This is a genomic window from Arthrobacter sp. AL05 (genome assembly GCF_029960715.1).
GTDB lineage: Bacteria > Actinomycetota > Actinomycetes > Actinomycetales > Micrococcaceae > Arthrobacter.
Window position 1 is genome coordinate 62707 of record NZ_JASBRC010000002.1, and the last position, 26062, is coordinate 88768.

Here is a 26062-nt window from a genome sequence, read left to right on the forward strand (position 1 = left end):
CTTAGTACTTCCTCACCATCGGCTCGTAGCGCGTAAAGACCACCGGTTTGGTGGAGAGACGGATGCCCGCAATAGCCTCCGCGGAACCATCCGCCGGAGCATGCTCATCCTTGTACGCCATGGAGTGTTTCATGAATTTTTCGTCGTCGCGCTCGGGGAAGTCCTCGCGGAAGTGGCCGCCGCGGGATTCCTCGCGGTGCAGGGCCGCCACGGTCATAACCTTGGCCAGTTCCAGCAGGAAGCCCAACTCCACGGCTTCGAGGAGGTCCAGGTTAAAGCGTTTGCCCTTGTCCTGGACACTGATCCGCTGGTACCGCTCCTCGAAGGACGCAATGTCAGACAGGACCTGGTTCAGGGTCTCTGCGGTGCGGAACACCTGCATGTTGGCGTCCATCGTGTCCTGCAGTTCCTTGCGGATCGCAGCAACCTTCTCAGTGCCGTCAGCGGTGCGGACGTGGTTGAGCAGGTCCAGTGTGTAGGCCTCCGGGTCGCCGGGAAGATCAACGAAATCGGCGGTCTTGGCGTACTCGGCGGCGGCAATGCCGGCGCGCTTGCCGAAGACGTTGATGTCCAGCAGCGAGTTGGTGCCCAGGCGGTTGGAGCCGTGCACCGAGACACAGGCGACCTCGCCGGCCGCGTAAAGGCCCGGGACAACGGTGTTGTTGTCCTGGAGCACTTCGGCGCTGATATTGGTGGGAATGCCGCCCATGGCGTAGTGCGCCGTCGGGAAGACCGGTACCGGCTCCGTGTACGGCTCGACACCGAGGTAGGTGCGGGCGAACTCGGTGATGTCCGGCAGCTTGGCGTCGATATGTGCCGGCTCAAGGTGCGTCAGGTCCAGCAGGACGTAGTCCTTGTTCGGGCCGCAACCGCGTCCCTCACGGACTTCGTTGGCCATGGAGCGGGCCACGATGTCGCGGGGTGCGAGGTCTTTGATGGTGGGGGCATAGCGCTCCATAAAGCGCTCACCTTCGGAGTTGCGCAGAATCGCTCCTTCGCCGCGGGCGGCCTCGGAGAGGAGGATGCCCAGGCCGGCGAGGCCTGTCGGGTGGAACTGGAAGAACTCCATGTCCTCCAGCGGGATGCCGCTGCGGAAGGCAATGCCCATGCCGTCACCGGTGAGGGTGTGGGCATTGGAGGTGGTTTTAAAGACTTTGCCCGCGCCGCCCGTGGCGAAAACCACCGACTTGGCCTGGAAGACATGCAGTTCACCGGAGGCAAGGTCGTAGGACACAACGCCGGAAACGCGCTTTTGCTTGTACGGCGTGCCGTCTTCGCGGACAGCGTCTTCCTCGACGGTCAGGAGGTCAAGGACGTAGTACTCGTTGTAGAACTCAACGTTGTGCTTGACGCAGTTCTGGTACAGGGTCTGCAGGATCATGTGGCCGGTGCGGTCAGCGGCGTAGCAGGCGCGGCGGACCGGAGCCTTGCCGTGATCGCGGGTGTGGCCGCCGAAACGGCGCTGGTCAATCCGGCCTTCGGGCGTGCGGTTGAACGGCAGGCCCATCTTTTCCAGGTCCAGGACGGCGTCGATTGCTTCTTTGGCCATCACCTCGGCCGCGTCCTGGTCAACCAGGTAGTCGCCGCCCTTGATCGTGTCAAAGGTGTGCCATTCCCAGTTGTCTTCCTCGACGTTCGCCAGGGCTGCGCACATGCCGCCCTGCGCCGCACCGGTGTGGGAGCGGGTGGGGTACAGCTTGGTCAGTACCGCTGTTCGGGCGCGCTGACCGGATTCGATCGCCGCGCGCATCCCGGCGCCACCGGCACCGACGATGACGACGTCGTACTTATGGACCTGCATACCAGACGCTCTTTCTCTCAAAATTCGCTTACAACACCGTCCGGCGGAGCCGGGCCGGTGACATCTCGTGGACCTGCCGTACCTGCACCGGGCAGGGACGGGTCGGTTGCCGCTCGGGCCGCGCCGTTAGGGTGCCGGGCAGAAGCCGCCGGGCAGCTGGACACCGTTGACCACAGGGCACGGATCAAAGGTGAAGATGACCAGGGTGCCCAGGATGATGATGGCGGTGGTGGCGGCGTACAGCACGATCTTCAGCCACAGTCGTGTGGCGTCCTTTTCGGCGTAGTCGTTGATGATGGTCCGCACACCGTTGGTGCCGTGCAGCATGGCCAGCCACAGCATCGCCAGGTCCCAGATCTGCCAGAACGGGTCAGCCCATTTACCGGCCACAAAACCGAAGTCGATCGCGTGGATTCCCTCGCCCACCATCAGGTTGACAAAAAGGTGGCCGAAGATCAGCACAACCAGGACAACGCCGGAAAGCCGCATAAAGAGCCAGGCGATCATTTCGAAGTTGCCTTTTGAACTGCCGTTGCGGCGGTACTGCGGCGCAATCCGGTTGCTGCCGACCTTTGGGCTGCGCGGGCTCTGAATCTGCGTTGCACTCATGGCTAGTGGCCTCCAAGGGCGAGGGACAGGTGGCGGATGGAGAAGCCAACCATAACGACTGCCCAGAGGATGAGCACCGTCCATAGCATCTGGCGCTGGTACTTGGCGCCCTTCTTCCAGAAATCGACGGCGATGACCCGCAGGCCGTTAAAGGCGTGGAAGACGATCGCTGCGACGAGGCCCGTTTCACCCAGGGCCATCAGGGGGTTCTTGTAGGCACCGATCACGGCGGTGTAGGCCTCGGGGGATACACGCACCAATGAGGTGTCCAGTACATGGACCAACAAGAAGAAAAAAATCACTACACCAGTTATGCGGTGTCCAACCCAGGACCACATGCCTTCACGGCCGCGGTACAAGGTGCCAGCTGGTTTTGTCGGCACTGAATAAACCTCCCTGCAACACAGCGGCGCTGGCATGGGATCCACGCGGGGGGAACGCCTGCTGCGAGAGCACTCGTAAGCTCAAGCCTAAATCTAGGCTTCGCTCGCAGCTTATTCAATTCAGCCACCCGCTGGTGACGTCGCCCATCGGGGTTTTGGTCCGCTTTTGAGACGAACGGCACATTCCGCGCGGGAGTGAGGCGGGAGTGAGGCAGAAGTGTGGGCGGGGCCCGGACTGCTTCGGATCAGTGCCCGCAGCGGTGCCCGTTGCCTGCTCCGGCGCCGGTTCAGGGCTCTGTGCGCCGGTGTCGGCTAAAGTAGCCGTGATGACTACAGACAAAGTGACAAGCCAGGACGCGCTGCAGGGTACGGCTCAGGGCCCGGCCCTGAGCCGGTTTATTGCGGTGATTCCGGCAGGCGGAGTGGGGACCCGCCTCTGGCCCCTGTCACGAGCGGCAGCCCCCAAGTTCCTTCATGACCTCACGGGCTCGGGCAGCACGCTGCTGAGATCGACGTACGACCGGCTGGAGCCGCTCGCCGGCAAGCACATGCTTGTGGTAACCGGGAAGGCGCACCGGGATGCAGTCTGCCGGCAGTTGCCCGAGATCGATGACGCGGACCTGGTGCTGGAGAGCGAGCCGAAGGACTCCGGCGCCGCCATCGGGCTGGCCGCCGCAATCCTGCACGAACGCGATCCGGACACCATCATGGGCTCCTTCGCCGCGGACCAGGTGATCAGCCCCGACGAGCTGTTCCATGCAGCCGTGCGGGAAGCCATCCATGCGGCCGCGGCCGGCAAGATCGTTACCATCGGCATTAAGCCAACCCACCCCTCCACTGGCTTCGGTTACATCCGGTCGGGCAAAAACCTCGGCGTCGACGGGGCCCCCAGTGCCCAGGCCGTTGTTGAGTTCGTGGAGAAGCCCAGCGAAGAGGTTGCCCAGGAGTACCTCGACAGCGGCGACTACGTCTGGAACGCCGGGATGTTTGTGGCTCCCGTCGCGCTGATGCTCAAACACCTCGAAGCCAACCAGCCCGAGCTCTACGCCGGCGTGCAGGAAATCGCCAAGGCCTGGGACACCCCGCAGCGCGACGAGGTCCAGGCCCGGGTCTGGCCCACCCTGCCCAAGATCGCCATTGACTACGCCGTGGCCGAACCGGCAGCCGCCGCGGGCGACGTCGCCGTCGTTCCCGGTACTTTCCGCTGGGACGACGTCGGTGACTTCGCCTCGGTGGGCCGGCTCAACAGCGCCAAAGAAGTTAAGGACGTGACAGTGATCGGTGAGGGCGCCCGCGTCTTCACCGAGGACGCCAGCGGTGTGGTGGTCTCCGACACCAAGCGTGTGATCGCCCTGATCGGGATCAAGGACGTGGTGGTGGTTGACACCCCGGATGCCCTGCTCGTGATGCACAAAGAGCATTCGCAGCGGGTCAAGCAGGCCGTTGATGCGCTTAAGGCCAGCGGCGACACGGACGTCCTCTAGCCTCGGGATCCGTAACGCACCGGCCGCGATGCAGCTATTTTATCTGCGCTCGCTAGAGTTATTGGGTGCGTAACTACTCTACTGAAGCTGAACCCACCACACTGGTGGGGCCGTGGCTCGAGCCTCTCCTGCCGGAGCTGATCGCCTTCCGCCGGGACCTGCATGCGCACCCCGAGCTTTCGTTCAAGGAGTTCCGCACCACGGACAAGCTGGCGCAGCGACTCGAGCAAGCTGGCCTCAAGCCGCGGCGCCTCGCCGGAACGGGCCTGACGGTGGACATCGGGGAGGGCCCGATCGCCACGGCCCTGCGCGGTGATATTGATGCCCTCCCCATCATCGAAGAGACGGGGCTTGCCTTCGCCTCGAAGAACCACGGTGTCACCCACGCCTGCGGCCATGATGTGCACACTGCCACCATGCTCGGCGCGGCGTTGGTCCTGCAGCGGATGCACCAGGAGTCGCCGCTGCGCGGCACCGTGCGGATCATTTTCCAGCCGGCCGAGGAAACCATGCCCGGCGGTGCGCAGAGCTGTATCGAGCAAGGCGTCCTGGAAGGGGTCCCCCGGATCCTGGCCTTGCATTGTGATCCCCGGATTGAGGTGGGCAAGATCGGCACCCGGATCGGCGCCATCACCTCCGCCTCGGACACGATCAAGATCGAACTGACCGGCCGTGGCGGCCACACTTCACGGCCGCACCTGACCGAGGAACTCGTCTTTGCCCTGGCACAGATCGCCGTTAACGTCCCGGCGGTGCTTTCCCGCCGGGTTGACGTGCGCAGCGGGGTGTCAGTGGTCTGGGGCCATATCTCGGCCGGTTCCGCGCCCAACGCAATCCCGGCCAGCGGCTACATGGCCGGCACCATGCGCTGCCTGGACCGCGACGCCTGGCACAGTGCCGGCGAGATCCTCGACGAGGTCATCCAGCAGATCGCGGCACCGTACGGCGTTGATGTGCACCTGGAACACACCCGAGGCGTGCCTCCCGTGGTGAACTCCGAACACGAAACCGCACTGATTGAAGCCGCGGCCCGTGCCGAAATCGGCGAAGGCGCAGTCGTCCTGACGCCCCAGTCCATGGGCGGTGAAGACTTTGCCTGGTTCCTGGCCGACCTTCCCGGCGCCATGATGCGGCTCGGCACCAAGACCCCCGGCGGCGAGGAGTACGATCTGCACCGCGGTGACTACATCCTGGATGAACGTGCCCTGGGCCTGGGTGTTAAGGTGCTTACGGCCGCTGCGCTGCGAACCCTGCGCGACCTCTAGCCGGCAGGCTTCCAAAGCCGGAGGTGGACACCTCGTTCCGGGCCGGGTAGATCGGCGGGAGCGAATGGCCACCAGGCCGGTTGAACGCAGTTAGCTTTCCCGTATTTGAATTGCGCACAATTGAGTTGTGCACAATTGAATTGTGGAGTATGTTTATTTCATGAGCGAAACACAGCACTCCGCGGACGCGGGCAGCCAGACCGCCGCACCCGACGCCGCTGGAATCGACGCTCCGCGCTTGAACCGCCAGGTGTGTTTCGCCATGTATTCCGCAACACGGGCCACGACGGCGGCGTATCGGCCGATGCTCGAAGAGCTTGGCCTGACCTACCCGCAGTACCTCGTCATGATGGTGCTGTGGGAAGCGCAGCCGCGCAGCGTGCGCGAGTTGGGGGCCGAGCTCGCACTTGATTCGGGAACGCTCTCGCCGCTGCTGAAGCGGCTTGAAGCCCTTGGCCTGGTGCGGCGTCTGCGCTCTTCGGCCGATGAGCGCCGCGTGGAGGTCTTCCTCACCGCTGACGGCGCTGCCCTGAGCGCGAAAGCCGCGGAAATCCCGCAGCGGCTCGCGGCGGCCGCCGGCCTGTCGGCTGTTGAACTCGACCAATTGCGTGACACCTTGGGCCGGCTCACCGCCGCACTGCAGGCACCCCGCTAGCCCGCACAATTTTTCCCGAATTTCCCGCCAACAGATTGGACCGCGCATGAAGACTCTATACACCGCCGAGGCGCTGGCCTCGGGCGAAGGCCGCGACGGCACCGCCGTCACCAAGGACGGCAAACTTAACGTCGCGCTGGCAAGCCCGGTGGAACTGGGCGGCAGCGGCGAGGGCACCAACCCCGAGCAGCTCTTTGCCGCCGGCTACGCAGCCTGCTTCCACTCCGCGCTGCGGCTCGTTGGCCGCCAGCAGCACGCCGACCTCACAGACTCCGCCGTCGCCGCGAAGATCCACCTGGGCGCGCTGGCCGATGGAGCCGGCTACGGCATCGCCGCAGAACTCGAGATCGCCCTGCCCGCCGTGGACCGGGCCACCGCCGAGGCCCTCGTGGCCAAGGCGCACGAAGTCTGCCCCTATTCCAATGCCACCCGTGGCAACATCACTGTCGACATCAACATCATGGAGGTAGCCGCATGAGCACCGACACCGAAACCACAGTCCTTCCCGCCGCCACGCGGGAGATCCAGCTGGCATCCCGGCCGCACGGCCGTCCCGTACCGGAGAATTTCCGCATCGCCGAGACGGCGCTGCCCGAACTGCAGGACGGCCAGGTCCTGGTCCGCAACCTCTTTATCTCCGTGGACCCCTACATGCGCGGCCGGATGAATGACGTCAAGTCCTACTCGGCGCCCTTTGCCTTGGACGTCGCGATGGAAGGCGGCGCCGTGGGCGAAGTAATTGCCTCCCGCTCCGCGGACCGTAAGGTGGGCGACGCCGTCGTCCATTCACTGGGATGGCGTGAATACGCCGTGCTCGACGCCGGAGCCACCTCGCCGGCCCGCACGGACCTGGCACCCGCCTCCGCGTTCCTCGGCGCGCTGGGGATGACCGGCCTGACGGCGTACGCGGGCCTGCTCAAGGTGGCCGATTTCAAGGCCGGCGACGCCGTTTTCGTCTCCGGCGCGGCCGGTGCCGTCGGCTCGCTGGTGGGACAGATTGCCAAGGCCATGGGCGCTTCCCGCGTGATCGGCAGCGCTGGGTCCCCGGAAAAGGTGGCCCGCCTGCTCGAACTCGGCTTCGATGCCGCCTTCAATTACCACGACGGACCCGTTGTTGACCAGCTCACCGCCGCCGCAGGCGAAGCGGGCATCGATGTGTACTTCGACAACGTCGGCGGCGAACACCTCGAAGCAGCCCTGAGTGTGCTCAACGTCGGTGGCCGGGTCGCCATGTGCGGCGCCATCGCGCAGTACAACTCAACCGAGCCCGCGACGGCCCCGCGCAACCTTATGCTCGCCATCGGCAAGCAGCTGACCCTCAAGGGCTTCCTGGTCGGCGGCTACTGGCAGCACATGAGCGAGTTTGTCCAGACCATGTCCGGTTGGATCGCGGACGGCACTGTCAGCTACGACGAGACCATCGTGGACGGACTCGAGAACGCACCGCAGGCCTTTATGGACCTCCTCGATGGTGCCAACACCGGCAAGATGCTGGTCCGGCTCTAACCGCACACCCCGCCTGCCCGCAGGCCGCAAGCCCCGCACCGGAATCCACCCGGTGCGGGGCTTTTTGTCTACCGCTTGGTAACAAGTTCTCAACAATCTGGGAAATCCCTGTGAACTGCGGTACACGGACGTGTTAGAGGACACTAAAGTTGCTTTCATCAGTGCGCTTCGGCGCAGTGCTGCGAAATCCATCAGTGAAAACAGCGTTTCAGCGGCAACCCCGCCAACAGACACTCATTGAGCTTCCGTCGTAGCGCCTACTCTTTTCTCCTGGAGGAAAATTGAAGAACTCTCTGCGTGCAACCTTCAAGCGCGGTTCGGTGGCAGGAGTCGCCACCGCCGGCGCGGCTGCGCTGCTACTCACCGGTTGCGGGGCCGCACCGACAGCCAGCAGCAGTGCCTCCGCCTCGGCCAGCAACTACACCGGCTGCATCGTGTCCGACTCGGGCGGATTCGACGACCAGTCATTCAACCAGTCCTCCTACGAGGGGCTGAAGAAGGCCGAGAAGGATCTGGGCATCAAGGTCAACCAGGCCGAGTCCAAGACCAATAACGACTTCGAGCCCAACCTGCGGGCAATGGTCACGGCCGGCTGCGACCTGACAGTCACTGTCGGCTTCCTGCTCGGCGACGCCACCAAGGCCCAGGCCACGGCGAACCCGGACAAACACTTCGCCATTATCGACTTCGGCTATGACACCCCGATCAGCAACGTCAAGCCGATCATTTATGACACGGCCCAGGCCGCCTTCCTGGCGGGCTACCTCGCAGCCGGCACCACCAAGACCGGAACGGTCGCCACCTTCGGCGGTATCAAGATCCCCACCGTCACCATCTTTATGGACGGCTATGCCGACGGCGTCAAGTACTACAACGAGAAAAACGGCAAGACCGTGAAAGTGCTCGGCTGGGACAAGGCCAAGCAGGACGGTTCCTTCACCGGTGACTTCGAAAAGCAGGACAAGGGCAAGCAGTTCACCCAGAACTTCCTGGACCAGGGCGCTGACATCGTGATGCCCGTCGCCGGTCCGGTTGGCAAGGGTGCCGGCGCGGCCCTGAAGGAAGCCAAGGCAGCAGGCAAGGACGTTAAGCTCATCTGGGTTGACTCCGACGGCTTCCTCACGGCACCGGACTACAAGGACATTATGCTTTCCTCCGTGATGAAGCAGATGGGCGAGGCTGTCGAGACCGTTGTGAAGGAAGACAAGGACGGCAAGTTCACCAACACGCCGTACGTTGGCACCCTCGCGAACGACGGCGTGCAGCTGGCGCCGTTCCACGACCAGGACTCCGCGGTCCCGGCCGAAGTGAAGACCCAGCTGGAGCAGATCAAAAAGGATATCGCCGACGGCAAGCTGAAGGTTGAATCCGCAGCCAGCCCGAAGCTCTAGCTTCCGCCGCTAAGCGCCACGGCCCGTCCGGTCATCACCGCACGGGCTGTGGCGCTTTTCGTTGAGCGGACCGGCTCCGCCTCCGGCTGCAGGCACTAGGCTGATCCTGCGGCCCCATCATCCGTCCGGGCCACGACTGCCGGATACTTCTAGATTGGTCAGAGTTTTGAAACTTGAACTCAAGGGGATCACCAAACGCTTCGGCTCCCTGGTAGCCAACGACCACATTGACGTGGTGGTTGAGCCCGGGCAGATTCATTGTCTGCTCGGCGAAAACGGCGCGGGCAAGTCCACGCTGATGAATGTCCTGTACGGTCTGTACGAGCCGACCGAGGGCCAGATCCTGGTCGACGGCAAACCCGTCACCTTCCGCGGCCCGGGCGACGCCATGGCCGCCGGCATCGGGATGGTCCACCAGCACTTTATGCTCGTTCCGGTCTTTACGGTCGCGGAAAACGTCGCCCTGGGAGCGGAAACCACCACGGCCGGGGGGTTCCTGAACCTGGATGACACCCGGCGGAAGATCCGGGAAATCTCGGACCGGTACGGCTTTGACGTCGACCCCGATGCCCTGGTGGAGGACCTCCCGGTGGGGGTGCAGCAGCGCGTAGAAATCATCAAGGCACTCGTCCGCGACGCCAGGGTCCTGATTCTCGATGAACCCACTGCCGTACTGACCCCGCAGGACACCGATGAGCTGCTGGACATTATGCGCCAGCTCAAGAGCCACGGCACATCGATTGTCTTCATCTCGCACAAGCTTCGTGAAGTCAAAGCCGTCTCGGACACCATCACTGTGATCCGGCGGGGCAAGGTCGTTGGTACCGCCGATCCCGGCGCCTCGACGACGGAACTTGCTTCCATGATGGTGGGCCGGGCCGTGAACCTGACCCTGGACAAGGCCCCGGCGAAGCCCCAGGAGACGACCTTCCAGGTGACGGACCTCACGGTGATTGCGCCCAGCGGCCAGCACGTGGTGGACGGCATCAGCTTCGACATCGCCCGCGGTGAGATCCTCGCCATCGCCGGCGTCCAGGGCAATGGGCAGACCGAACTGACCGAGGCCATCCTGGGCCTCCAGGACCGGGTCCATGGCTCCATCCTGCTCGACGGTGCGGAACTTATTGGCCGCAGCGTCAAGGAAGTCCTCAACGCCGGGGTCGGCTTCGTGCCGGAAGACCGCAACGTTGACGGCCTGATCGGCACCTTCTCGATTGCCGAAAACCTGATTCTTGACCGATACGACCAGGCCCCGTTCGCCAAAGGCATCAGCATGCGGCCGGCCAAGGTCCTGGAGAACGCCAAGGGCCGGATCGAGGAGTTTGACGTGCGCACTCCCTCGGGTTCGCTCGCGGCTGGCACCTTGTCCGGCGGAAACCAGCAGAAAGTGGTGATGGCCCGGGAACTCTCCCGGCCGCTGCGGCTCTTCATCGCCTCCCAGCCCACCCGCGGCGTGGACGTCGGGTCCATCGAGTTCCTGCATAAGCGCATCGTGGCCGAGCGCGACGTTGGCACGCCCGTGATGATCGTCTCCACCGAACTCGATGAAGTCATCGACCTCGCGGACCGGATCGCAGTGCTCTACAAGGGCAAAATCGTCGGGATTGTCCCGTCCGGCACCGGCCGCGACGTCCTTGGCCTGATGATGGCCGGGCTCTCCCCGCAGGACGCACACGCCGATTCCGCGGGTAAGCCCGCACCCGGCGGGCCCGCAGAGAGCCCCGCCGCACCCCCAGCAAAGAACCAGGCGCCCGCCGCGCCGACCGTGCCCGAGTCCGGCTCCGGCGCCGTAGGAGACGACCATGAGTGAAAACAACGAGCCTCGACGCTCGAGCGAACCGGATCCGGACCTGAATCCGGAACCCCTCGACGCCCCGGAAACCGGGCCGGCCGCTGTGGCCGAAACGAAGACCGGGGCCCCCGCAGATGACGCAGCCCTGGCCACATCCCTGGACACAGCCGGCGGTGCAATGCGGCCATCGGCGGTTCCCGTCTCGGCCCAGAGCGGCTCCCTTGCAGCTGCGGGGGACTCGGATTCGGTGCTGCGCCAGATCTTCACCGGAAACGGCATTGTGACAGCACTGGCTGTCCTCCTTGCCTTGATTCTTGGGGGACTGCTTATTGCCAGCACCGACAAGGAGGTCGCGGCGACGTCGAGCTACTTCTTTGCCCGCCCGGCCGACTTCCTCGCCGCCGTCTGGTCAGCCGCGACAAGTTCCTACGTCGCGCTCTTCCAGGGCTCGGTATTCAACCCGCGGGGCAGCGGCTTGGGCGGACAGTTCGCCCCGCTGCTGGAAACCCTCACCATCGCCACTCCGCTGATCACCGCCGGCCTCGGTGTCGCCCTGGCATTCCGCGCGGGACTCTTTAACATCGGCGCGCAGGGCCAGATCATCATGGCCGGCATCGTGGCCGCCTGGGTCGGTTTCGAGCTGGAGCTGCCGGTGGGCCTTCACCTGCTGCTTGTGGTGCTTGCCGGCGTCGTTGGCGGCGCCGTCTGGGGCGGCCTGGTCGGCGTGCTTAAAGCGCGGACCGGGGCCCATGAGGTCATCGTGACCATCATGTTCAACTACATTGCCCTGTACCTGGTGCGCTACCTCCTGGACACACCGGCGTTCCAGCGTCCCGGGGAAACCACACCTATCTCACCGCTGCTGGACCCGTCGGCCGTATATCCGCAGCTTTTCGGCAGCCAGTACCGGCTGCACCTTGGCTTCCTGCTGGCCATCGCGGCAACGGTGTTCGTCTGGTGGCTGCTGAACCGCTCGACCATCGGTTTCGAGTTCCGCGCGGTGGGAGCCAACCCAAATGCGGCCCTCACCGCAGGCATCAACGTCCCGCGCGCCACCATCCTGGTGATGGCGATCGCCGGCGGCCTCGCCGGACTGGCCGGCGTCGCGCAGGTAGCGGGAACCGAAAAAGTACTCACCGACGGTGTAGCGGCGACCTACGGCTTTGACGCCATTACCGTCGCACTGCTGGGACGTTCGACGCCGTGGGGCACCTTCGCCGCCGGTGTGCTGTTCGGCGCCTTCCGCGCCGGTGCGGTCCAGATGCAGATCCAGACCGGAACCCCGATAGACATTGTGCTGGTGGTGCAGTCGCTCATTGTGCTGTTCATCGCGGCGCCACCCCTGGTCCGGGCCGTTTTTGGGCTCAACCCGCGCAAAAAGAAGGCCGTATCCGCCGGCAAGTCCCAGCAGGCAGCAGCCACCGGAGGTGCAGCATGAGCACAACAACAACGTCCCCCGTCCCGGGAGAACCCCGTAAGCAAGAGCAGGACCGCCCGCGTCCAGAGGCGAACAGGAAGCCGACGGTCTCCGCCAAACCGGTCACCTGGAAGCTGCCCGTGACGCTGCTGGTCCTGGCCGTCATCGCATTCGTCTTTTTTGGCCTGCTGGGCCCGCACGAGACGGCAAAATTCGGCATCTCCTCCGGCGGGGATTTCTTCCAGCTGCCGGCTATCGAGGCGCCGGCCTACCTCACCGGGCTGGTGCTGTCCGTGATCCTGCTGGCCCTGGCCGGCTACGCGATGTTCCTCAAGACAAAAATCCAGCGGCCCCCGCGCTGGCTGCCTGTCCTGTTCACGGTCCTGTTCGTGGTGGCCTTCCTGGTCTGGGTGGTCGGCGGCGCCCGGACCCCCAGCATCTCGCTGGCGGGCCTGATCGCCGGATCCGTGACCCTCGCCGTACCGATTGTCTTCGGCTCCCTGTCAGGGGTGCTGTGCGAACGAGCCGGCGTTGTGAACATCGCCATTGAAGGCCAGTTGCTTGGCGGTGCCTTCACCGCCGCTATCGTTGCCAGCCTGACCGGCAGCCCGTACCTGGGTCTGCTCGCGGCAGCCGTGGCCGGAGCCCTCGTCTCGATGGTGCTGGCAGTGTTCAGCATCAAGTACGTGGTCAACCAGATCATCGTCGGTGTGGTGCTCAACGTCCTGATCTCGGGCCTCACGGGCTTTCTGTTCAGCACCGTGATGCAGGCGGACAAGGAAATGTTTAACTCGCCGGGGCGGCTTCCCATCATCGAAATTCCGGGGCTGTCCAGCATCCCGGTCCTCGGACCCATCCTCTTCAAGCAGTCCGTTGTTGGCTACCTGATGTACGTGGCCGTGATCGTGGTGTGGATTGCGCTGTTCAAGACCAAGTGGGGCCTGCGGGTCCGCGCCGTCGGCGAACACCCGCAGGCTGCCGACACCCTGGGCATCAACGTCAACGCAACCCGGTTCTGGAACGTCACGCTCGGCGGCGCTGTAGCCGGTATCGGTGGATCGTTCTTCACGCTGGTGGCGATCGACAGCTTCACGAAGGAGATCTCCGGTGGCCGCGGCTTTATTGCCCTCGCGGCGATGATCCTGGGGCGCTGGAATCCGTTGGGGGCGTTCTTCGCAGCGCTGCTGTTTGGTTTCGCCGACAACCTGCAGAGCATTGTGACGATCATCGGCACCCCGGTGCCGAGCCAGTTTATGGCAATGCTGCCCTACCTCGTAACCGTGTTTGCGGTCGCCGGAATCGTTGGCCGGTCCCGGCCGCCGGCGGCCGACGGCATACCGTATGTGAAGGGTTGACGATGGAGTGCACCAACGTTGACTGGGCGGCCCTCAAGGCCGCCGCGGTCACCGCGATGGCCAATGCCTACGCGCCGTATTCGAAGTTCGCGGTCGGGGCAGCAGCCCTCACCGCGGACGGCCGGATTGTGAGCGGCTGCAACGTCGAAAATGCCAGCTACGGGCTGACGCTGTGTGCCGAGTGCGCCCTCGTCGGTAATTTGCAGATGACCGGCGGCGGCCTGCTCCGTGCCTTCTACTGCGTCGACGCCGGCGGCAACGTGCTGATGCCGTGCGGTCGCTGCCGGCAGTTGCTCTATGAATTCAGGGCTCCCGACATGGAGCTTATGACCACGCAGGGAATCAAGACCATGGGCCAGGTCCTTCCCGATGCTTTTGGCCCCCAACACCTGGAGGAACCCCGGTGACACCACCGAACATGACCGAATCGTTTGACGCCGTCGACATCATCCGCATCAAGCGTGACAAGGGTGTGCTCAGTCCCGCCCAAATTGACTGGACGATCGACGCGTACACCCGCGGTGCGATCGCCGACGAGCAGATGGCCGCCTTGAACATGGCAATCCTGCTTAACGGCATGGACCGGGCCGAGATTTCACGCTGGACCGCGGCGATGATCGCTTCCGGTGAACGGATGGACTTCTCCAGCCTGCGCCGGCCCGACGGCAGCGTAAAGCCCACCTCCGACAAGCACTCCACCGGCGGCGTCGGAGATAAGATCACCCTGCCGCTGGCACCCCTGGTGGCGGTCTTCGGCGTTGCTGTCCCGCAGCTGTCCGGTCGCGGCCTGGGCCACACCGGCGGCACCCTGGACAAGCTCGAGTCGATCCCGGGTTGGCGCGCCGCGCTGAGCAACGAGGAAATGCTGGCGCAGCTCCAGGACGTCGGAGCCGTCATCTGCGCAGCCGGGGCCGGGCTGGCTCCGGCGGATAAGAAGCTCTACGCCCTGCGGGACGTCACGGGCACCGTCGAGGCCATCCCGCTGATCGCGTCGTCGATCATGAGCAAAAAAATCGCGGAGGGCACCGGATCCTTGGTGCTGGACGTCAAGGTCGGCAGCGGCGCGTTTATGAAAAACGAGGCGCGCGCCCGCGAACTCGCCGAGACCATGGTGGCCCTGGGCAAGGACGCCGGTGTTAACACAGTGGCCCTGCTGACCAACATGAACACACCGCTGGGCCTCACCGCCGGCAACGCGATCGAGGTCGAGGAATCGGTGGAGGTCCTTGCCGGCGGCGGACCGGAGGACGTTGTGGAACTCACGGTCCGGCTGGCGGAGGAGATGCTCGCCTGCGCAGGCGTCCACGACGCCGATCCCCGGGCGGCGCTGAAGGACGGCCGGGCGATGGACGTCTGGAACCGCATGATCGAGGCGCAGGGCGGCGACCCGCGGGCAACCCTCCCGGTGGCCAGGGAATCCGAAGTGCTCTACGCGCCCGCCGACGGCGTGCTGGTGGAGCTCGACGCGATGGCCGTCGGAGTCGCAGCCTGGCGCCTTGGTGCCGGACGCGCGCGCAAGGAGGACCAGGTCCAGGCCGGTGCCGGGGTGCGGATGCACGCCAAACCCGGCGCGACGGTCAAAGCCGGCGAACCGCTGATGACGCTGCTGACGGATACCCCGGAGAAGTTCGAACGGGCCAGGGAAGCCCTCGAACATGCCGTGGTGATTGCCCCGGAAGGCTCCCGCCCGGCGCAGCAGCTCATCATCGACCGCATCGCCTAGCCGCCGGTTTGCCCTATCGGCGGTGGGCCGAACCCTCGGGTTTGGCCGCCACAAGTGATAGGGCAAGCCGGCAGTACACTTGCACAACAGCAGTCCTCCCGTTGTTTGTTAGGAAACCGTGCAGGCAATCAACGACTTCATCCTTGCCGCCGCAGGCCAACCCTGGGTGCTCCTCCTGGTGTTTGTGTGCTGCGTGATTGACGGCTTCTTCCCGCCTGTTCCCAGCGAATCCGTGGTCGTCGGACTGGCCTCGGTGGCGGCCAGCGCCGGTGTTCCCAACGCGTTGCTGCTCGCCGCGACGGCGGCCGCGGGCGCGTTCCTCGGGGACAACATCGCCTACCTGATCGGCCGCAACACCGGCACGCAGCGCTGGGCCTGGTCGCGCGGGCATCGTATGCAGCGTGCGTTCCGCTGGGCCGGCACCGAGCTGCGCAAACGGCCCGCCTCCCTGGTCCTGGTGGCGCGGTTCGTCCCGATCGGCCGGGTGGCGGTCAACCTGACGGCCGGCGCCACCGGGTTCCCGCGTCCGCGCTTTGTTGGGTTGACGGTGCTCTCCGCGGTGCTCTGGGCCTTGTACTCGGTCGCAACGGGACTGTTTTTTGGCCAATGGTTTGCGGAGAACCACCTGCTCGGGGTCATCGTCGCCGTGATTTGCGCGATCGGCCTGGGCATCCTGGTGGACGTCCTCATCCGCAGGCTCCGCGGAACCCTTCCCGTGGAGCCCGGACTGCCGGCCCCGCCTGCCGGGTCCCAAACGACTGAGCGCTGAAACCGGGAGATTCATCCGCCGGGAACGTAGCGTATCCGTTTCCGACATGGGACACTGAAGAGCGCTTTTCACCACTTTCCTAGGAGCAACGCCCGCGTGGAATTTATCAATGAGGCAATTCTCCATGCCGCGGGTCAATGGTGGATTTTTCCAATTCTGACGATCTTCTGCTTCATTGACGGATTTGTGCCGATACTGCCGAGCGAAACCCTGATCGTCGCCCTGGGCGCCCTTTCCGTGACCTCCGGGCAGCCGAACATGTGGTTTGTGATGGCAGCGGCCGCCGTCGGCGCTATTGCCGGCGACAACACGGCCTACCTGCTGGGACGGCACGTCGGCGTCGAGCGCTTCCGCTGGATGCGCAGGCCCAAGGTCCAGCGGGCGCTGAACTGGGCCCGCTACGAACTGGACAAACGTGGCGCCATGCTGATCTTCACGGCCCGCTACATTCCGGTCGGACGCGTGGCGGTCAACTGGATTGCCGGTACCACCGCCTACCCGCGCCGGCGGTTCGTCATCCTGGACATCTGCGCCTCAGTCACCTGGGTCGCGTATTCGGCCGGTGTTGGCATCCTCGCCGGCAACTGGGTCCATGAACACCCCCTGCTGGGCGTCGGCATCGCCATCGCCTTCGCCATTGTGCTGGGCATTGTCGTCGACCACCTCCTGACCTGGCTGCACCGCTGGCGCGACGCCCGGGGCGCCGCCACGGCAGCCGGCCGATCCGCCAACGCTGAAGCCAAGACCGGACCCGCCCCGGCAGGCGCCGCCCGCTCGCCGGGCCAGGCTTCCGGCACTGCACCGGCGCCCAAGACCCGGGAGACACCGGCGGACGTCGAAGCCTGATTCCTGGCTCCGGGCCCGGCTGGTATTGCACGGCATCGGACCCTAAGGTTGGAACGTGACTGAGATAATTCTTGACGCTGCCCCTGACCTCGACTTTGACCTGAAGGGCCTCCCCAAGGTTTCCCTTCACGACCACCTGGACGGCGGACTCCGTCCGGCCACCATCATTGAACTTGCCGAGGCCGCGGGACACACCCTGCCCTCCACCGATCCTGTCGCCCTGGGGGAGTGGTTCCGCGAATCCGCGGACTCCGGCTCCCTGGTCCGCTACCTGGAGACCTTCGACCACACCATCGCCGTGATGCAGACCAAGGCCGGACTCTTCCGCGTCGCCCAGGAATTCGTCGAAGACCTCGCCGACGACGGTGTTGTCTACGGTGAAGTGCGCTGGGCCCCCGAACAGCACCTCCAGCAGGGCCTGAGCCTGGACGAGGCCGTCGAAGCCGTGCAGGCCGGCCTGGAGGCCGGTGTGGACGCCGTCGCCGAGACCGGCCGCGACATCCAGGTCGGCCAGCTCATCACCGCCATGCGCCATGCCGACCGCGGCCAGGAAATCGCGGAACTGGCGGTCCGCCACCGCAACAACGGTGCCGTCGGCTTCGACATCGCCGGCGCCGAAGACGGCTTCCTGCCATCCCGGTTCAAGGACGCCTTCACCTACCTTGCCCAGCACAACTTCCCGGCGACGGTGCACGCCGGGGAAGCCGCCGGCCTTGAAAGCATCCAATCGGCGCTGGTCGACGGCCGCGCTCTGCGCTTGGGCCACGGCGTCCGGATCGCCGAGGACGTTACCGTTGAATTCGAAGCAGACGACGATGCCGACGGTGCCGGGGACGAGCTCGATGACAACATCGGCATGGTGACCTTGGGTGACCTGGCCAGCTGGGTCCGCGACCGCGGCATCGCCCTGGAGATCTGCCCTTCCTCCAACCTGCAGACCGGCGCCGTCGCAGGGTTCGGCGAGGGCATCGAAAGCCACCCGCTGGACATGCTTTACCAGCTCGGCTTCAACGTCACCATCAACACCGACAACCGGCTGATGAGCGGCGTGACGCTCACGGACGAGTTCGAGCTGCTGGTCGAGACTTTCGACTACGACCTCGATGACCTGCTGGAACTGACGCTGAACGCGGCCGAGGCCGCTTTCCTGCCGCTGGAGGAGAAGGAAGCCCTCGTCGAGTACATCAACGAGGCTTACGCCGACCTTGGCTAGCCTGGAGGACGCCGCGCGCCCGCCGCTGGGCGGGCCCGCGGCAGCCGGGGTCCGCGGGACGGCCGGTGCTGTCGAAACGCTGGCGGCGACGATTGGCGCGCTGCGCGCCCACTGCCCCTGGATGGCTGCCCTCACCCATGAATCCCTCGTGGAGTACCTGCTTGAGGAGGCCTTCGAGGTGGCCGAAACCATCGAGACGGCCGGTGGCGACGCTGAGCTGAAAGCCGAACTTGGCGACGTCCTGCTTCAGGTGGTCCTCCATGCCCGGCTCGCCCAGGAACGCGGCGCCTTCGACCTCGACGACGTGGCCCGCGGACTCACGGCCAAAATGGTCCGGCGCAACCCGCATGTGTTCCGCCGGGACGGTTCGCTGCAGGAGTCCTTTCCGGCCACGGTTGAGGAAATCGTCCGAACCTGGGACGCGGTTAAGCGCTCGGAACGGCTCGTCCCCGCCGGCGCCGCCAGCCCGGAAGCCAACGGAGCCCTCGGCGGTGTCCCCGCAGCCCTTCCCGCGCTGGCACGGGCGCAAAAACTCCAGGACCGCGCCGAACGGTCCGGCTTCCCGCCGTCAACCGGGCCGGTAGGGATAGCGGTTCCGCCCTCGGAAGAGCAACTCGGGGACCTGCTGTTCGCAATCGCGGCCGCCGCCCGGGCCCGGGGCCTGGACGCCGAACGGGCCCTCCGCGGTGCCAACCGCCGCTTCCAGGACGGCCAACACCCGCCGCGGTCACCCTAATCGGCCAAAATGACGTCCGCCGCCGGATAGCTTTCTGTAACTTATCCCACTCTCGACTAGGCTGGTAGCGACGAGGACGTCGGTTTTTCAGCTTGATTCCCAGCCTAATATCCCATCAGATTCCCAGCAGATCGCTTCACCCAAAGGAGCCTATCCATGGCGCTTATCGATGCCATCCACGCCCGCGAGATCCTCGATTCCCGTGGCAACCCCACCGTAGAAGTTGAAGTCCTGCTCTCGGACGGCCAGATCGGCCGTGCAGCAGTTCCCTCCGGAGCCTCCACCGGCGAGCACGAAGCCGTTGAACTCCGCGACGGGGACAAAGGCCGGTACCTCGGCAAGGGCGTCCAGAAGGCCGTCGACGCGGTCATCGACCAGATCGCCCCGGCCCTGATCGGTTTAGACGCCACTGACCAGCGCAGCATCGACCAGTCGATGATTGACCTGGACGGAACCGCCAACAAGAGCAAGCTCGGCGCCAACGCCATCCTGGGCGTATCCCTGGCCGTCGCCAACGCCGCCGCCGCCTCCGCTGACCTGCCGCTGTACAAGTACCTCGGCGGACCGAACGCCCACGTCCTGCCCGTGCCGCTGATGAACATCCTCAACGGCGGCTCGCACGCCGACTCCGACGTCGACATCCAGGAATTCATGGTTGTCCCGCTCGGCGCCGAGACCTTCTCCGAAGGACTGCGCTGGGGCGTGGAGGTCTACCACGCGCTCAAAGCGGTCCTGCAGGCAAAGGGCCTGTCCACCGGCCTCGGCGACGAGGGCGGCTTTGCGCCCAACCTGCCCTCCAACCGGGCTGCCCTGGACCTCATCCAGGAAGCCATCCGGAACGCCGGCTACACCCCGGGCCAGGACATTGCACTCGCCCTGGACGTCGCCTCTTCCGAGTTCTTCACGGACGGCGCCTACCAGTTCGAAGGCAAATCCCTTAGCTCTACGGAGATGAGCGCCTACTACGCCGAGCTCGTGGCCGACTACCCGCTGGTCTCCATCGAGGATCCGCTGGACGAAAACGACTGGGAAGGCTGGAAGACCCTCACCGACGCCATCGGCGACAAGGTCCAGATCGTCGGTGACGATCTCTTCGTCACCAACCCCGAACGCCTGCAGACCGGCATCGATTCGGCAACCGCCAACTCGCTGCTGGTGAAGGTCAACCAGATCGGTTCCCTGACCGAAACCCTGGATGCCGTTTCCCTCGCGCAGCGCGCCGGGTACACCACCATCACCTCACACCGCTCCGGCGAGACCGAGGACACCACAATCGCCGACATCGCCGTTGCCACCAACGCGGGGCAGATCAAAACCGGGGCTCCGGCGCGGTCCGAGCGTGTCGCCAAGTACAACCAGCTGCTGCGGATCGAAGAGGAACTCGACGACGCCGCACGCTACGCCGGCCGCAGCGCTTTCCCGCGTTTCAAGGGCTAATAACCGCAGGAACACAAAACCGGTGGCTATGGTTGAAAGACCATGGCTACCGGTTTGTTTTTGAGACCGGCCTCGTGGCACCGTACGAGCGGAGCAGCACCCCGGCCCCTCGCCTGTGCCCCGGGCCGCGGGACCCAGCACTGAATGCAGCAAGCCAGCCGGGGGAGAACCTGGCATTACAGGAGTGAGATGGCTACCCGCCGACCCAAGGTTCCCCGGGCCACGCCCGCGGCCCCGAAGTCTCCGGCCACCGGCGACGTCATCGAGGCTGATTTCGGCGGCTCCCGCGGATCAGCGGGCCACGAGGGCAGCAACGCCGCGGCGGATGGGCGCGGTTCCGGCCGCACCGCGGGCCAGCACGCCGGCACTGCACCCTCGACACGGCAGGCCGGCGCTGCACGCCGTACACCTGCCCCGCGCAACGCTGTGCCCGGAGCGGCCACGAGCGGCACGGGCACGTCCAAGGCCGGTGCCGAAGCCGGCGGAGAACACCTCGACCCCGTGCCGGCGAAAGCCTTCTCCGGACGCATGCTGGCGCTTTTGGTCGTGATGATTGCCATCACGATCATGCTGGCGCCCACGGTCAAGATCTTCATTGAAAAACGAGGCGAAATAGCCGAACTCCAGGCGGACATCTCCGCCAAGCAGTCGCAGCAAAATGAGCTTAAACGCCAGGTCTCGCGGTGGCAGGATCCGAACTATGTAAAGCAACAGGCCCGGGACCGCATTAACATGGTTATGCCCGGCGAAACGGGCTACTGGGTCTTCGGCAGCGATTTACCTGCCGGGGCGGGCAGTGGCGCGGCCGGGGCACAATCCCAACAAGACCCGGCCGAGCTGCCTTGGGTCGATTCCCTCTGGGACTCGATCCGGCGCTCGGCAACAGACTAAAAAAAGCGGCGCCCGCCGCAGGATCGTCGGACCGACAATCCAGACAGGGCAGGAAGGTGCCGCGCCCGTGGACGAGAACCGAGTGGACCAGACCCCGACTGCAGTGAATCCGGGATCCCCTGAGACGGCCCGGTCCGTGGCGGAAACCGGCCGGCCCTCGGCCCGTGACCTCGATGTCCTGAGCCGGCAGTTGGGACGCCCGGTGCGTGACGTCGTGGAGATCCCGGCCCGCTGCGTCTGCGGCAACCCGCTAGTGGCGGCCACGTCCCCACGGCTGAGCAACGGCACACCCTTCCCCACGACCTTCTACCTCACCCACCCGGTCATCACGTCCGCGGTCTCGCGGCTTGAAGCTGCCGGCCTGATGAACGAGATGAACGAACGGCTCGTGGCGGACGCGGAACTGGCCTTGGACTACCGGGCTGCCCACCGGGCCTACCTCGCATCCCGTGCGGAGATCGGCGCCAGGTCCGGAATCGGTCCCGTGCCCGAAATTGACGGCATCTCCGCCGGTGGTATGCCCACCCGCGTCAAATGCCTGCACGTCCTGGTGGGCCAGTCGCTCGCAGCCGGACCGGGTGTGAATCCGCTCGGCGACGAGGCCATCGCGGCCATCAGCGAATGGTGGACACAGGAGCGCTGCTACTGCGACGGCGCCTGGCACACCGGCGGCGAGGCCCCCTCCCAGGACCTGAGCAGGCACGGCCCGCAGGGGCTGCCGGCGATCGTCGGCCGGCCGGCCCCGGTCCGCAAGGCACGTCCCGAGGACCCCGGCATCACGCCCGGGACCGGAACCGGGACCGGAACCGCCGGAGCCGGCAAATGACCCGCGTCGCCGCCATCGACTGCGGCACCAACTCGATCCGGTTGCTGATCGCGGATGTGGACACGGCCGGCCCGGCACCCCGGCTGAACGACGTTGTACGCGAAATGCGCGTCGTCAGGCTCGGCCAGGGCGTGGACGCCACCGGCGAACTCTCCCGGGAGGCCCTCGACCGGACCTTCGCCGCCGCCGGCGACTATGCCGAGCAGATCCGCCGGCACGCGGCCACCAAAGTCCGTTTTGTGGCGACTTCGGCCACCCGCGATGCCCGCAACCGGCAGGTCTTCGTTGATGGCATCCGCGGGCTCCTGGCCGTCGAACCTGAGGTCATCAGCGGGGACAGCGAGGCCGCCCTGTCCTTCGCGGGCGCGAGCAGCGTCCTGCCCTCCCGGGGCGCGGATCCCGTCCTTGTGGTGGACCTCGGCGGGGGCAGTACCGAGTTTGTGCTGGGCAACGCCGGCGGTGTTATTGCCGCCAGGAGCGTTGACATTGGCTGTGTGCGGCTGACCGAACGCCACCTGCGCAGCGACCCGCCCACGGCAGCAGAGATCGCCGCTGCGGAGGCAGACGTCGACGCTGCCCTCGATGAGGCCGCCGGTGCAGTCCCGCTGGACCAAACTGCCGCCGTCGTTGGGGTGGCCGGTTCCATCACCACCATCACCGCCCATGCGCTCGCGCTGGATGAGTACTCCTCCGCTGCGATCCACGGCACCGAACTTTCGCTCGACGTTATACGCCGGGCCTGCACCGAACTGCTGGAGATGTCACGTGCGGACCGGGCCGTCCTGCCCTACATGCACCCGGGCCGGGTAGATGTCATCGGCGCGGGTGCCCTCGTCTGGCGGCGCGCTGTGGATCGGCTGGCCGCGGTAACCCAGGGCAGGGTCGGGACGGCAGTGACCAGCGAACACGATATTCTTGATGGAATTGCCTTGAGTATCAGCTAAGCGGCCGCTTGGCTTGACTGCGTTGGCCGGACGCGCCACCCGGCCTCACACCGTCCCCGCATCCCGCCCGGCGTTCCGCGCCGCCACCACACCGCAGCGCCCAAAGCTGACCCGCCGATAGGACCCGAATGACCAGAGCAACAGCCCGGCCCCGCCGGACCGCCTCCGCGTTGATGGCCGTGGCCCTTGCCGGCGGCGCCTTGGCTGCCACCCTGACGGCTGCCCCTGCCGCGCACGCCGACCCCTGGCGCGACAAGGAATACTGGCTGGCAGAATCCGGCATCACCAAGGCCTGGGAAGTTTCCAGGGGCGCCAACGTCAAGGTTGCCGTGATTGACAGCGGCGTGGATGGTAAACACCCAGATCTGGCCGGGGTGCTTGCCGGCGGCGTCGACATCTCCGGCGCCGGCAGTCCTGACGGCCAGAAGAGCATCGGCGCGAAGCCCGAGCACGGAACCCTGGTCGCGACCATGCTGGCGGGCCGGGGACATCAGCCTGCCGGTGCAACTGCCACACCCAGTGCCGGCCCCGGCCCGTCCGTCGCGCCGGACGGCATCGTGGGGGTCGCGCCCGAAGCGCAGTTGCTCTCCGTCTCCACCTGGCTCGGATCGCCGAACCCCGGCGGTAAGACCGACCAGGACCAGATACCCCAGGCCGTCCGCTGGGCGGTCGATAACGGCGCCCGCGTCATCAATATCTCCCTTGGCAGCACCTCGCCCGAGTGGCCGCAGAGCTGGGACGCGGCATTCCTGTACGCCGAACAGAAGGACGTGGTGATTGTTGCCGCTGCGGGTAACCGCGGGGGCGGAAACGTCCAGGTCGGTGCGCCGGCCACCATCCCGGGCGTGCTGACTGTCGCCGGGCTGGACCGCAAGGGAATTGCCAGTATTGACTCCTCATCCCAGGGCATCAGCATCGGCGTTGCGGCGCCCGCGGAAAACCTGATCGGAGGCTTGCCCGGCGGCGGCTACGCAGAGTGGGCCGGCACCTCGGGTGCTACCCCGATCGTGGCCGGGGTCGCGGCGCTGATCCGCTCCAAATGGCCGGACATGACGGCCAGCCAGGTCATCAACAGAATAGTCACCACCGCCAAGGACGCCGGCGCTCCGGGGAAGGATCCGTTATACGGGTTCGGGATCCTCGACGCCGAGGCGGCGCTCAAGGCCGACGTGCCGGACACCAAAATCAATCCACTGGGCACGATTTCGGACTGGATCCGGGTCCACCGGCGGGGAAACCTGCCGACGGCGCCCGCGCCGGCACCGGCCGCGCCCTCCAGCGCGGCGCCCACCCTGCCGGAACCCACCGTCCCCGTCGCGGAGCGCCCGTCCGAGCTCGATGCTGCCGTGCCGGCCATGGTGGTGCTGGGCTTCGGCGGGCTTTTCCTCTGCATCCTGGCCGCCGCAGCCTTCCAGCTCCGCCGTGGCGCCCGGACGGCCGGCCAGGGAAGCCCCGACGGCCCGGCCGCCGCCGATACCGGTGTGCTCGATTCGGTGGATTCCAACGGAAAACCATAGTTAGTGAAGTTTTTCACAAAGTACGGTATTCTTGGGGAATGGCACTCTCCCCTCAGCTCCAGGACCGTCCCAGGGTACTCGTCGTCGGCGGCGGATACGTCGGCCTGTACGTAGCCCTCAAACTGCAGAAGAAGATCGCTAACGCCGGTGGCATTGTCACCGTGGTTGATCCACTGCCGTACATGACCTATCAGCCCTTCCTCCCCGAGGTTGCCGGCGGAAACATCGAGGCACGGCACGCCGTCGTCTCGCACCGCCAGCACCTCAAGCAGACCGAGCTCATTCAGGGCCGCGTCACCTCGATCGACCATGAAAACCGCACGGCAGTGATCGCCCCGGCTGACGGCGGCGAGAACTTCGAGATTCCCTACTTCGACGTTGTGGTGGCCGCCGGTGCTATCACCCGCACCTTCCCGATCAAGGGACTTGCGGACAAGGGCATCGGCCTCAAGACCATTGAGGAAGCCGTCGCCCTGCGCAACAAGGTCCTGGACCGGATCGAAGCCGGCTCGTTGATGACCGATCCCGCCGAACGCGCCCGCGCCCTGACCTTCGTGGTTGTCGGCGGCGGCTTCGCCGGCATCGAGTGCATTACCGAAATGGAAGACCTCGCCCGCGCCGCGGTCAAGAACAACTCCCGCATCAGCCAGGAGGAAGTCCGCTTCGTCCTGGTCGAGGCCATGGGACGCATTATGCCTGAGGTCACCGCCAGCCAGGCGGACTGGGTGGTTGAGCACCTGCGCAGCCGCGGCATCGAAGTCCTGCTTAACACCTCGCTGGACAACGCCGAGGGTTCCCTGAAGCTGATCAACCTTCCGGACAAGACGGCGGCCCAGGAATTCCAGGCCGACACCCTCGTCTGGACCGCCGGCGTGCAGGCCAACCCCATGGTCCGCTCCACCGACTTCCCGCTCGAACCCCGCGGCCGCGTCCGTGTCCTCGCGGACCTGCGCATCGCCGGGGACGAAGGCATCATCGAGAACGCCTGGGCCGCCGGCGACGTCGCGGCAGTGCCGGACCTTACGGGCAGCGGCCTGCCGGACGGTACCTGCGTCCCGAACGCACAGCACGCGCTGCGCCAGGCCAAGCGCCTGGCCAAGAACCTGTGGGCTTCCCGCTGGGACAAGCCGCTCACGGACTACAAACACAAAAACCTGGGCGCCGTCGCCGGTTTCGGCGAATGGAAGGGTGTTGCAAACATCAACCTTCTGGGCCGGATCGGACTCAAGGGACCGCTTGCCTGGCTGGCACACCGTGGTTACCACGGATTCGCCATGCCCACCGTTGAGCGCAAGGTCCGGGTGATCTTCGGTTGGATCCTGGCTTTCTTTATGGGCCGCGACACGACCCAGCTGATCGACTTGGACAACCCCCGCGGCGCATTCGTCGCTGCGGCAACGCCCGCGCCCAAGCCGGCCTCGGCTCCCGCCCCTGAGAAGCCGGCAGCAGAGGCCAGCCCGGCCAGCAGCAAGGAAAGTGTGTCGGCTGACGCCAAGTAGCCA

General features: G+C 65.7%; 24 protein-coding genes. 21 read left to right on the forward strand and 3 right to left on the reverse strand.

Going from position 1 to position 26062, the window contains the following annotated elements; translation table 11 throughout:
• Nucleotide 1 precedes the first annotated feature (1 nt).
• The 3 genes from sdhA to sdhC form a co-directional block, all read right to left on the reverse strand.
• Nucleotides 2–1801, reverse strand: a complete 1800-nt coding sequence (sdhA, locus tag QK287_RS02680) for a succinate dehydrogenase flavoprotein subunit (RefSeq protein WP_282359101.1) — start codon at nucleotides 1799–1801, stop codon at nucleotides 2–4.
• A gap of 126 nt (nucleotides 1802–1927) precedes the next feature.
• A complete protein-coding gene (locus tag QK287_RS02685; RefSeq protein WP_226774029.1) occupies nucleotides 1928–2410 on the reverse strand; it encodes a succinate dehydrogenase hydrophobic membrane anchor subunit in 483 nt (160 codons plus the stop codon).
• 2 nt (nucleotides 2411–2412) lie between these two features.
• Complete coding sequence (gene sdhC, locus QK287_RS02690) at nucleotides 2413–2793, reverse strand: succinate dehydrogenase, cytochrome b556 subunit (RefSeq protein ID WP_226774028.1); 381 nt, start codon at nucleotides 2791–2793, stop codon at nucleotides 2413–2415.
• 326 nt (nucleotides 2794–3119) lie between these two features.
• On the opposite strand from sdhC, the gene QK287_RS02695 reads away from it, so the two are divergent.
• The 21 genes from QK287_RS02695 (at nucleotide 3120) to QK287_RS02795 (ending at nucleotide 26059) form a co-directional block, all read left to right on the forward strand.
• The gene (locus QK287_RS02695; RefSeq protein ID WP_226775059.1) at nucleotides 3120–4277 is read left to right on the forward strand and encodes a sugar phosphate nucleotidyltransferase; all 1158 of its coding nucleotides are present in this window, start codon (nucleotides 3120–3122) and stop codon (nucleotides 4275–4277) included.
• Between the two features lie 65 nt (nucleotides 4278–4342).
• Complete coding sequence (locus QK287_RS02700) at nucleotides 4343–5542, forward strand: amidohydrolase (RefSeq protein WP_226775058.1); 1200 nt, start codon at nucleotides 4343–4345, stop codon at nucleotides 5540–5542.
• A gap of 262 nt (nucleotides 5543–5804) precedes the next feature.
• Complete coding sequence (locus tag QK287_RS02705; protein ID WP_226775063.1) at nucleotides 5805–6197, forward strand: MarR family transcriptional regulator; 393 nt, start codon at nucleotides 5805–5807, stop codon at nucleotides 6195–6197.
• 46 nt (nucleotides 6198–6243) lie between these two features.
• Nucleotides 6244–6675 (forward strand): organic hydroperoxide resistance protein, encoded by a 432-nt coding sequence (locus QK287_RS02710; RefSeq protein WP_226775057.1) that lies wholly within the window; start codon nucleotides 6244–6246, stop codon nucleotides 6673–6675.
• The gene (locus QK287_RS02715) at nucleotides 6672–7703 is read left to right on the forward strand and encodes an NADP-dependent oxidoreductase (protein WP_226775056.1); all 1032 of its coding nucleotides are present in this window, start codon (nucleotides 6672–6674) and stop codon (nucleotides 7701–7703) included. Before QK287_RS02710 ends, QK287_RS02715 begins: the two co-directional genes overlap by 4 nt.
• 281 nt (nucleotides 7704–7984) lie before the next feature.
• A complete protein-coding gene (locus tag QK287_RS02720; RefSeq protein WP_226775055.1) occupies nucleotides 7985–9094 on the forward strand; it encodes a BMP family ABC transporter substrate-binding protein in 1110 nt (369 codons plus the stop codon).
• 166 nt (nucleotides 9095–9260) lie between these two features.
• Nucleotides 9261–10904: an ABC transporter ATP-binding protein gene (locus QK287_RS02725; protein WP_282359113.1), complete on the forward strand. Its 1644-nt coding sequence runs from the start codon at nucleotides 9261–9263 to the stop codon at nucleotides 10902–10904.
• Nucleotides 10897–12324, forward strand: coding sequence for an ABC transporter permease (locus QK287_RS02730; RefSeq protein ID WP_282359114.1), 1428 nt, complete (start codon nucleotides 10897–10899; stop codon nucleotides 12322–12324). Before QK287_RS02725 ends, QK287_RS02730 begins: the two co-directional genes overlap by 8 nt.
• A complete protein-coding gene (locus QK287_RS02735) occupies nucleotides 12321–13658 on the forward strand; it encodes an ABC transporter permease (RefSeq protein ID WP_282359115.1) in 1338 nt (445 codons plus the stop codon). Before QK287_RS02730 ends, QK287_RS02735 begins: the two co-directional genes overlap by 4 nt.
• A gap of 2 nt (nucleotides 13659–13660) precedes the next feature.
• Nucleotides 13661–14065 carry a cytidine deaminase gene (locus QK287_RS02740; RefSeq protein WP_226775051.1) on the forward strand — a complete coding sequence of 135 codons (405 nt, stop codon included), beginning with the start codon at nucleotides 13661–13663 and terminating at the stop codon, nucleotides 14063–14065.
• An 11-nt stretch (nucleotides 14066–14076) separates the two neighbouring features.
• Entirely contained in the window at nucleotides 14077–15381 is a 1305-nt protein-coding gene (locus QK287_RS02745; protein ID WP_226775062.1) for a thymidine phosphorylase, read from the forward strand.
• 118 nt (nucleotides 15382–15499) lie between these two features.
• Nucleotides 15500–16150: a DedA family protein gene (locus QK287_RS02750; protein WP_282359118.1), complete on the forward strand. Its 651-nt coding sequence runs from the start codon at nucleotides 15500–15502 to the stop codon at nucleotides 16148–16150.
• A 96-nt stretch (nucleotides 16151–16246) separates the two neighbouring features.
• Nucleotides 16247–16996 (forward strand): DedA family protein, encoded by a 750-nt coding sequence (locus QK287_RS02755; RefSeq protein WP_282359119.1) that lies wholly within the window; start codon nucleotides 16247–16249, stop codon nucleotides 16994–16996.
• Between the two features lie 55 nt (nucleotides 16997–17051).
• Nucleotides 17052–18209 (forward strand): adenosine deaminase, encoded by a 1158-nt coding sequence (locus tag QK287_RS02760; protein ID WP_226775048.1) that lies wholly within the window; start codon nucleotides 17052–17054, stop codon nucleotides 18207–18209.
• A gap of 121 nt (nucleotides 18210–18330) precedes the next feature.
• Entirely contained in the window at nucleotides 18331–18945 is a 615-nt protein-coding gene (locus QK287_RS02765) for a MazG nucleotide pyrophosphohydrolase domain-containing protein (RefSeq protein WP_253033636.1), read from the forward strand.
• 156 nt (nucleotides 18946–19101) lie between these two features.
• Nucleotides 19102–20382: a phosphopyruvate hydratase gene (eno, locus tag QK287_RS02770; RefSeq protein WP_282359123.1), complete on the forward strand. Its 1281-nt coding sequence runs from the start codon at nucleotides 19102–19104 to the stop codon at nucleotides 20380–20382.
• Nucleotides 20383–20571: 189 nt separating this feature from the next.
• Entirely contained in the window at nucleotides 20572–21273 is a 702-nt protein-coding gene (locus QK287_RS02775; protein WP_282359126.1) for a septum formation initiator family protein, read from the forward strand.
• A 136-nt stretch (nucleotides 21274–21409) separates the two neighbouring features.
• Entirely contained in the window at nucleotides 21410–22099 is a 690-nt protein-coding gene (locus QK287_RS02780) for a DUF501 domain-containing protein (RefSeq protein WP_282359413.1), read from the forward strand.
• Entirely contained in the window at nucleotides 22096–23043 is a 948-nt protein-coding gene (locus tag QK287_RS02785; RefSeq protein ID WP_282359127.1) for a Ppx/GppA phosphatase family protein, read from the forward strand. Before QK287_RS02780 ends, QK287_RS02785 begins: the two co-directional genes overlap by 4 nt.
• A 128-nt stretch (nucleotides 23044–23171) precedes the next feature.
• On the forward strand, nucleotides 23172–24560 hold the full coding sequence (locus tag QK287_RS02790) for a S8 family serine peptidase (protein ID WP_282359128.1): 1389 nt from the start codon (nucleotides 23172–23174) through the stop codon (nucleotides 24558–24560).
• A gap of 38 nt (nucleotides 24561–24598) precedes the next feature.
• Nucleotides 24599–26059, forward strand: a complete 1461-nt coding sequence (locus QK287_RS02795; RefSeq protein ID WP_282359131.1) for an FAD-dependent oxidoreductase — start codon at nucleotides 24599–24601, stop codon at nucleotides 26057–26059.
• Nucleotides 26060–26062 lie beyond the last annotated feature (3 nt).

Bases quoted from the DNA above. Each gene is read 5' to 3' on its own strand.
- QK287_RS02705 (WP_226775063.1), top strand. From the start codon at position 5,805: ATGTATTCCGCAACACGGGCCACGACGGCGGCGTATCGGCCGATGCTC.
- QK287_RS02740 (WP_226775051.1), top strand. From the start codon at position 13,661: ATGGAGTGCACCAACGTTGACTGGGCGGCCCTCAAGGCCGCCGCGGTC.
- QK287_RS02745 (WP_226775062.1), top strand. From the start codon at position 14,077: ATGACCGAATCGTTTGACGCCGTCGACATCATCCGCATCAAGCGTGAC.
- QK287_RS02775 (WP_282359126.1), top strand. From the start codon at position 20,572: ATGGCTACCCGCCGACCCAAGGTTCCCCGGGCCACGCCCGCGGCCCCG.
- QK287_RS02710 (WP_226775057.1), top strand. From the start codon at position 6,244: ATGAAGACTCTATACACCGCCGAGGCGCTGGCCTCGGGCGAAGGCCGC.
- sdhA (WP_282359101.1), bottom strand. From the start codon at position 1,801: ATGCAGGTCCATAAGTACGACGTCGTCATCGTCGGTGCCGGTGGCGCC.
- QK287_RS02730 (WP_282359114.1), top strand. From the start codon at position 10,897: ATGAGTGAAAACAACGAGCCTCGACGCTCGAGCGAACCGGATCCGGAC.
- eno (WP_282359123.1), top strand. From the start codon at position 19,102: ATGGCGCTTATCGATGCCATCCACGCCCGCGAGATCCTCGATTCCCGT.
- QK287_RS02765 (WP_253033636.1), top strand. From the start codon at position 18,331: ATGGCTGCCCTCACCCATGAATCCCTCGTGGAGTACCTGCTTGAGGAG.
- QK287_RS02795 (WP_282359131.1), top strand. From the start codon at position 24,599: ATGGCACTCTCCCCTCAGCTCCAGGACCGTCCCAGGGTACTCGTCGTC.
- QK287_RS02685 (WP_226774029.1), bottom strand. From the start codon at position 2,410: ATGAGTGCAACGCAGATTCAGAGCCCGCGCAGCCCAAAGGTCGGCAGC.
- QK287_RS02715 (WP_226775056.1), top strand. From the start codon at position 6,672: ATGAGCACCGACACCGAAACCACAGTCCTTCCCGCCGCCACGCGGGAG.
- QK287_RS02790 (WP_282359128.1), top strand. From the start codon at position 23,172: ATGACCAGAGCAACAGCCCGGCCCCGCCGGACCGCCTCCGCGTTGATG.
- QK287_RS02785 (WP_282359127.1), top strand. From the start codon at position 22,096: ATGACCCGCGTCGCCGCCATCGACTGCGGCACCAACTCGATCCGGTTG.
- QK287_RS02695 (WP_226775059.1), top strand. From the start codon at position 3,120: ATGACTACAGACAAAGTGACAAGCCAGGACGCGCTGCAGGGTACGGCT.
- QK287_RS02735 (WP_282359115.1), top strand. From the start codon at position 12,321: ATGAGCACAACAACAACGTCCCCCGTCCCGGGAGAACCCCGTAAGCAA.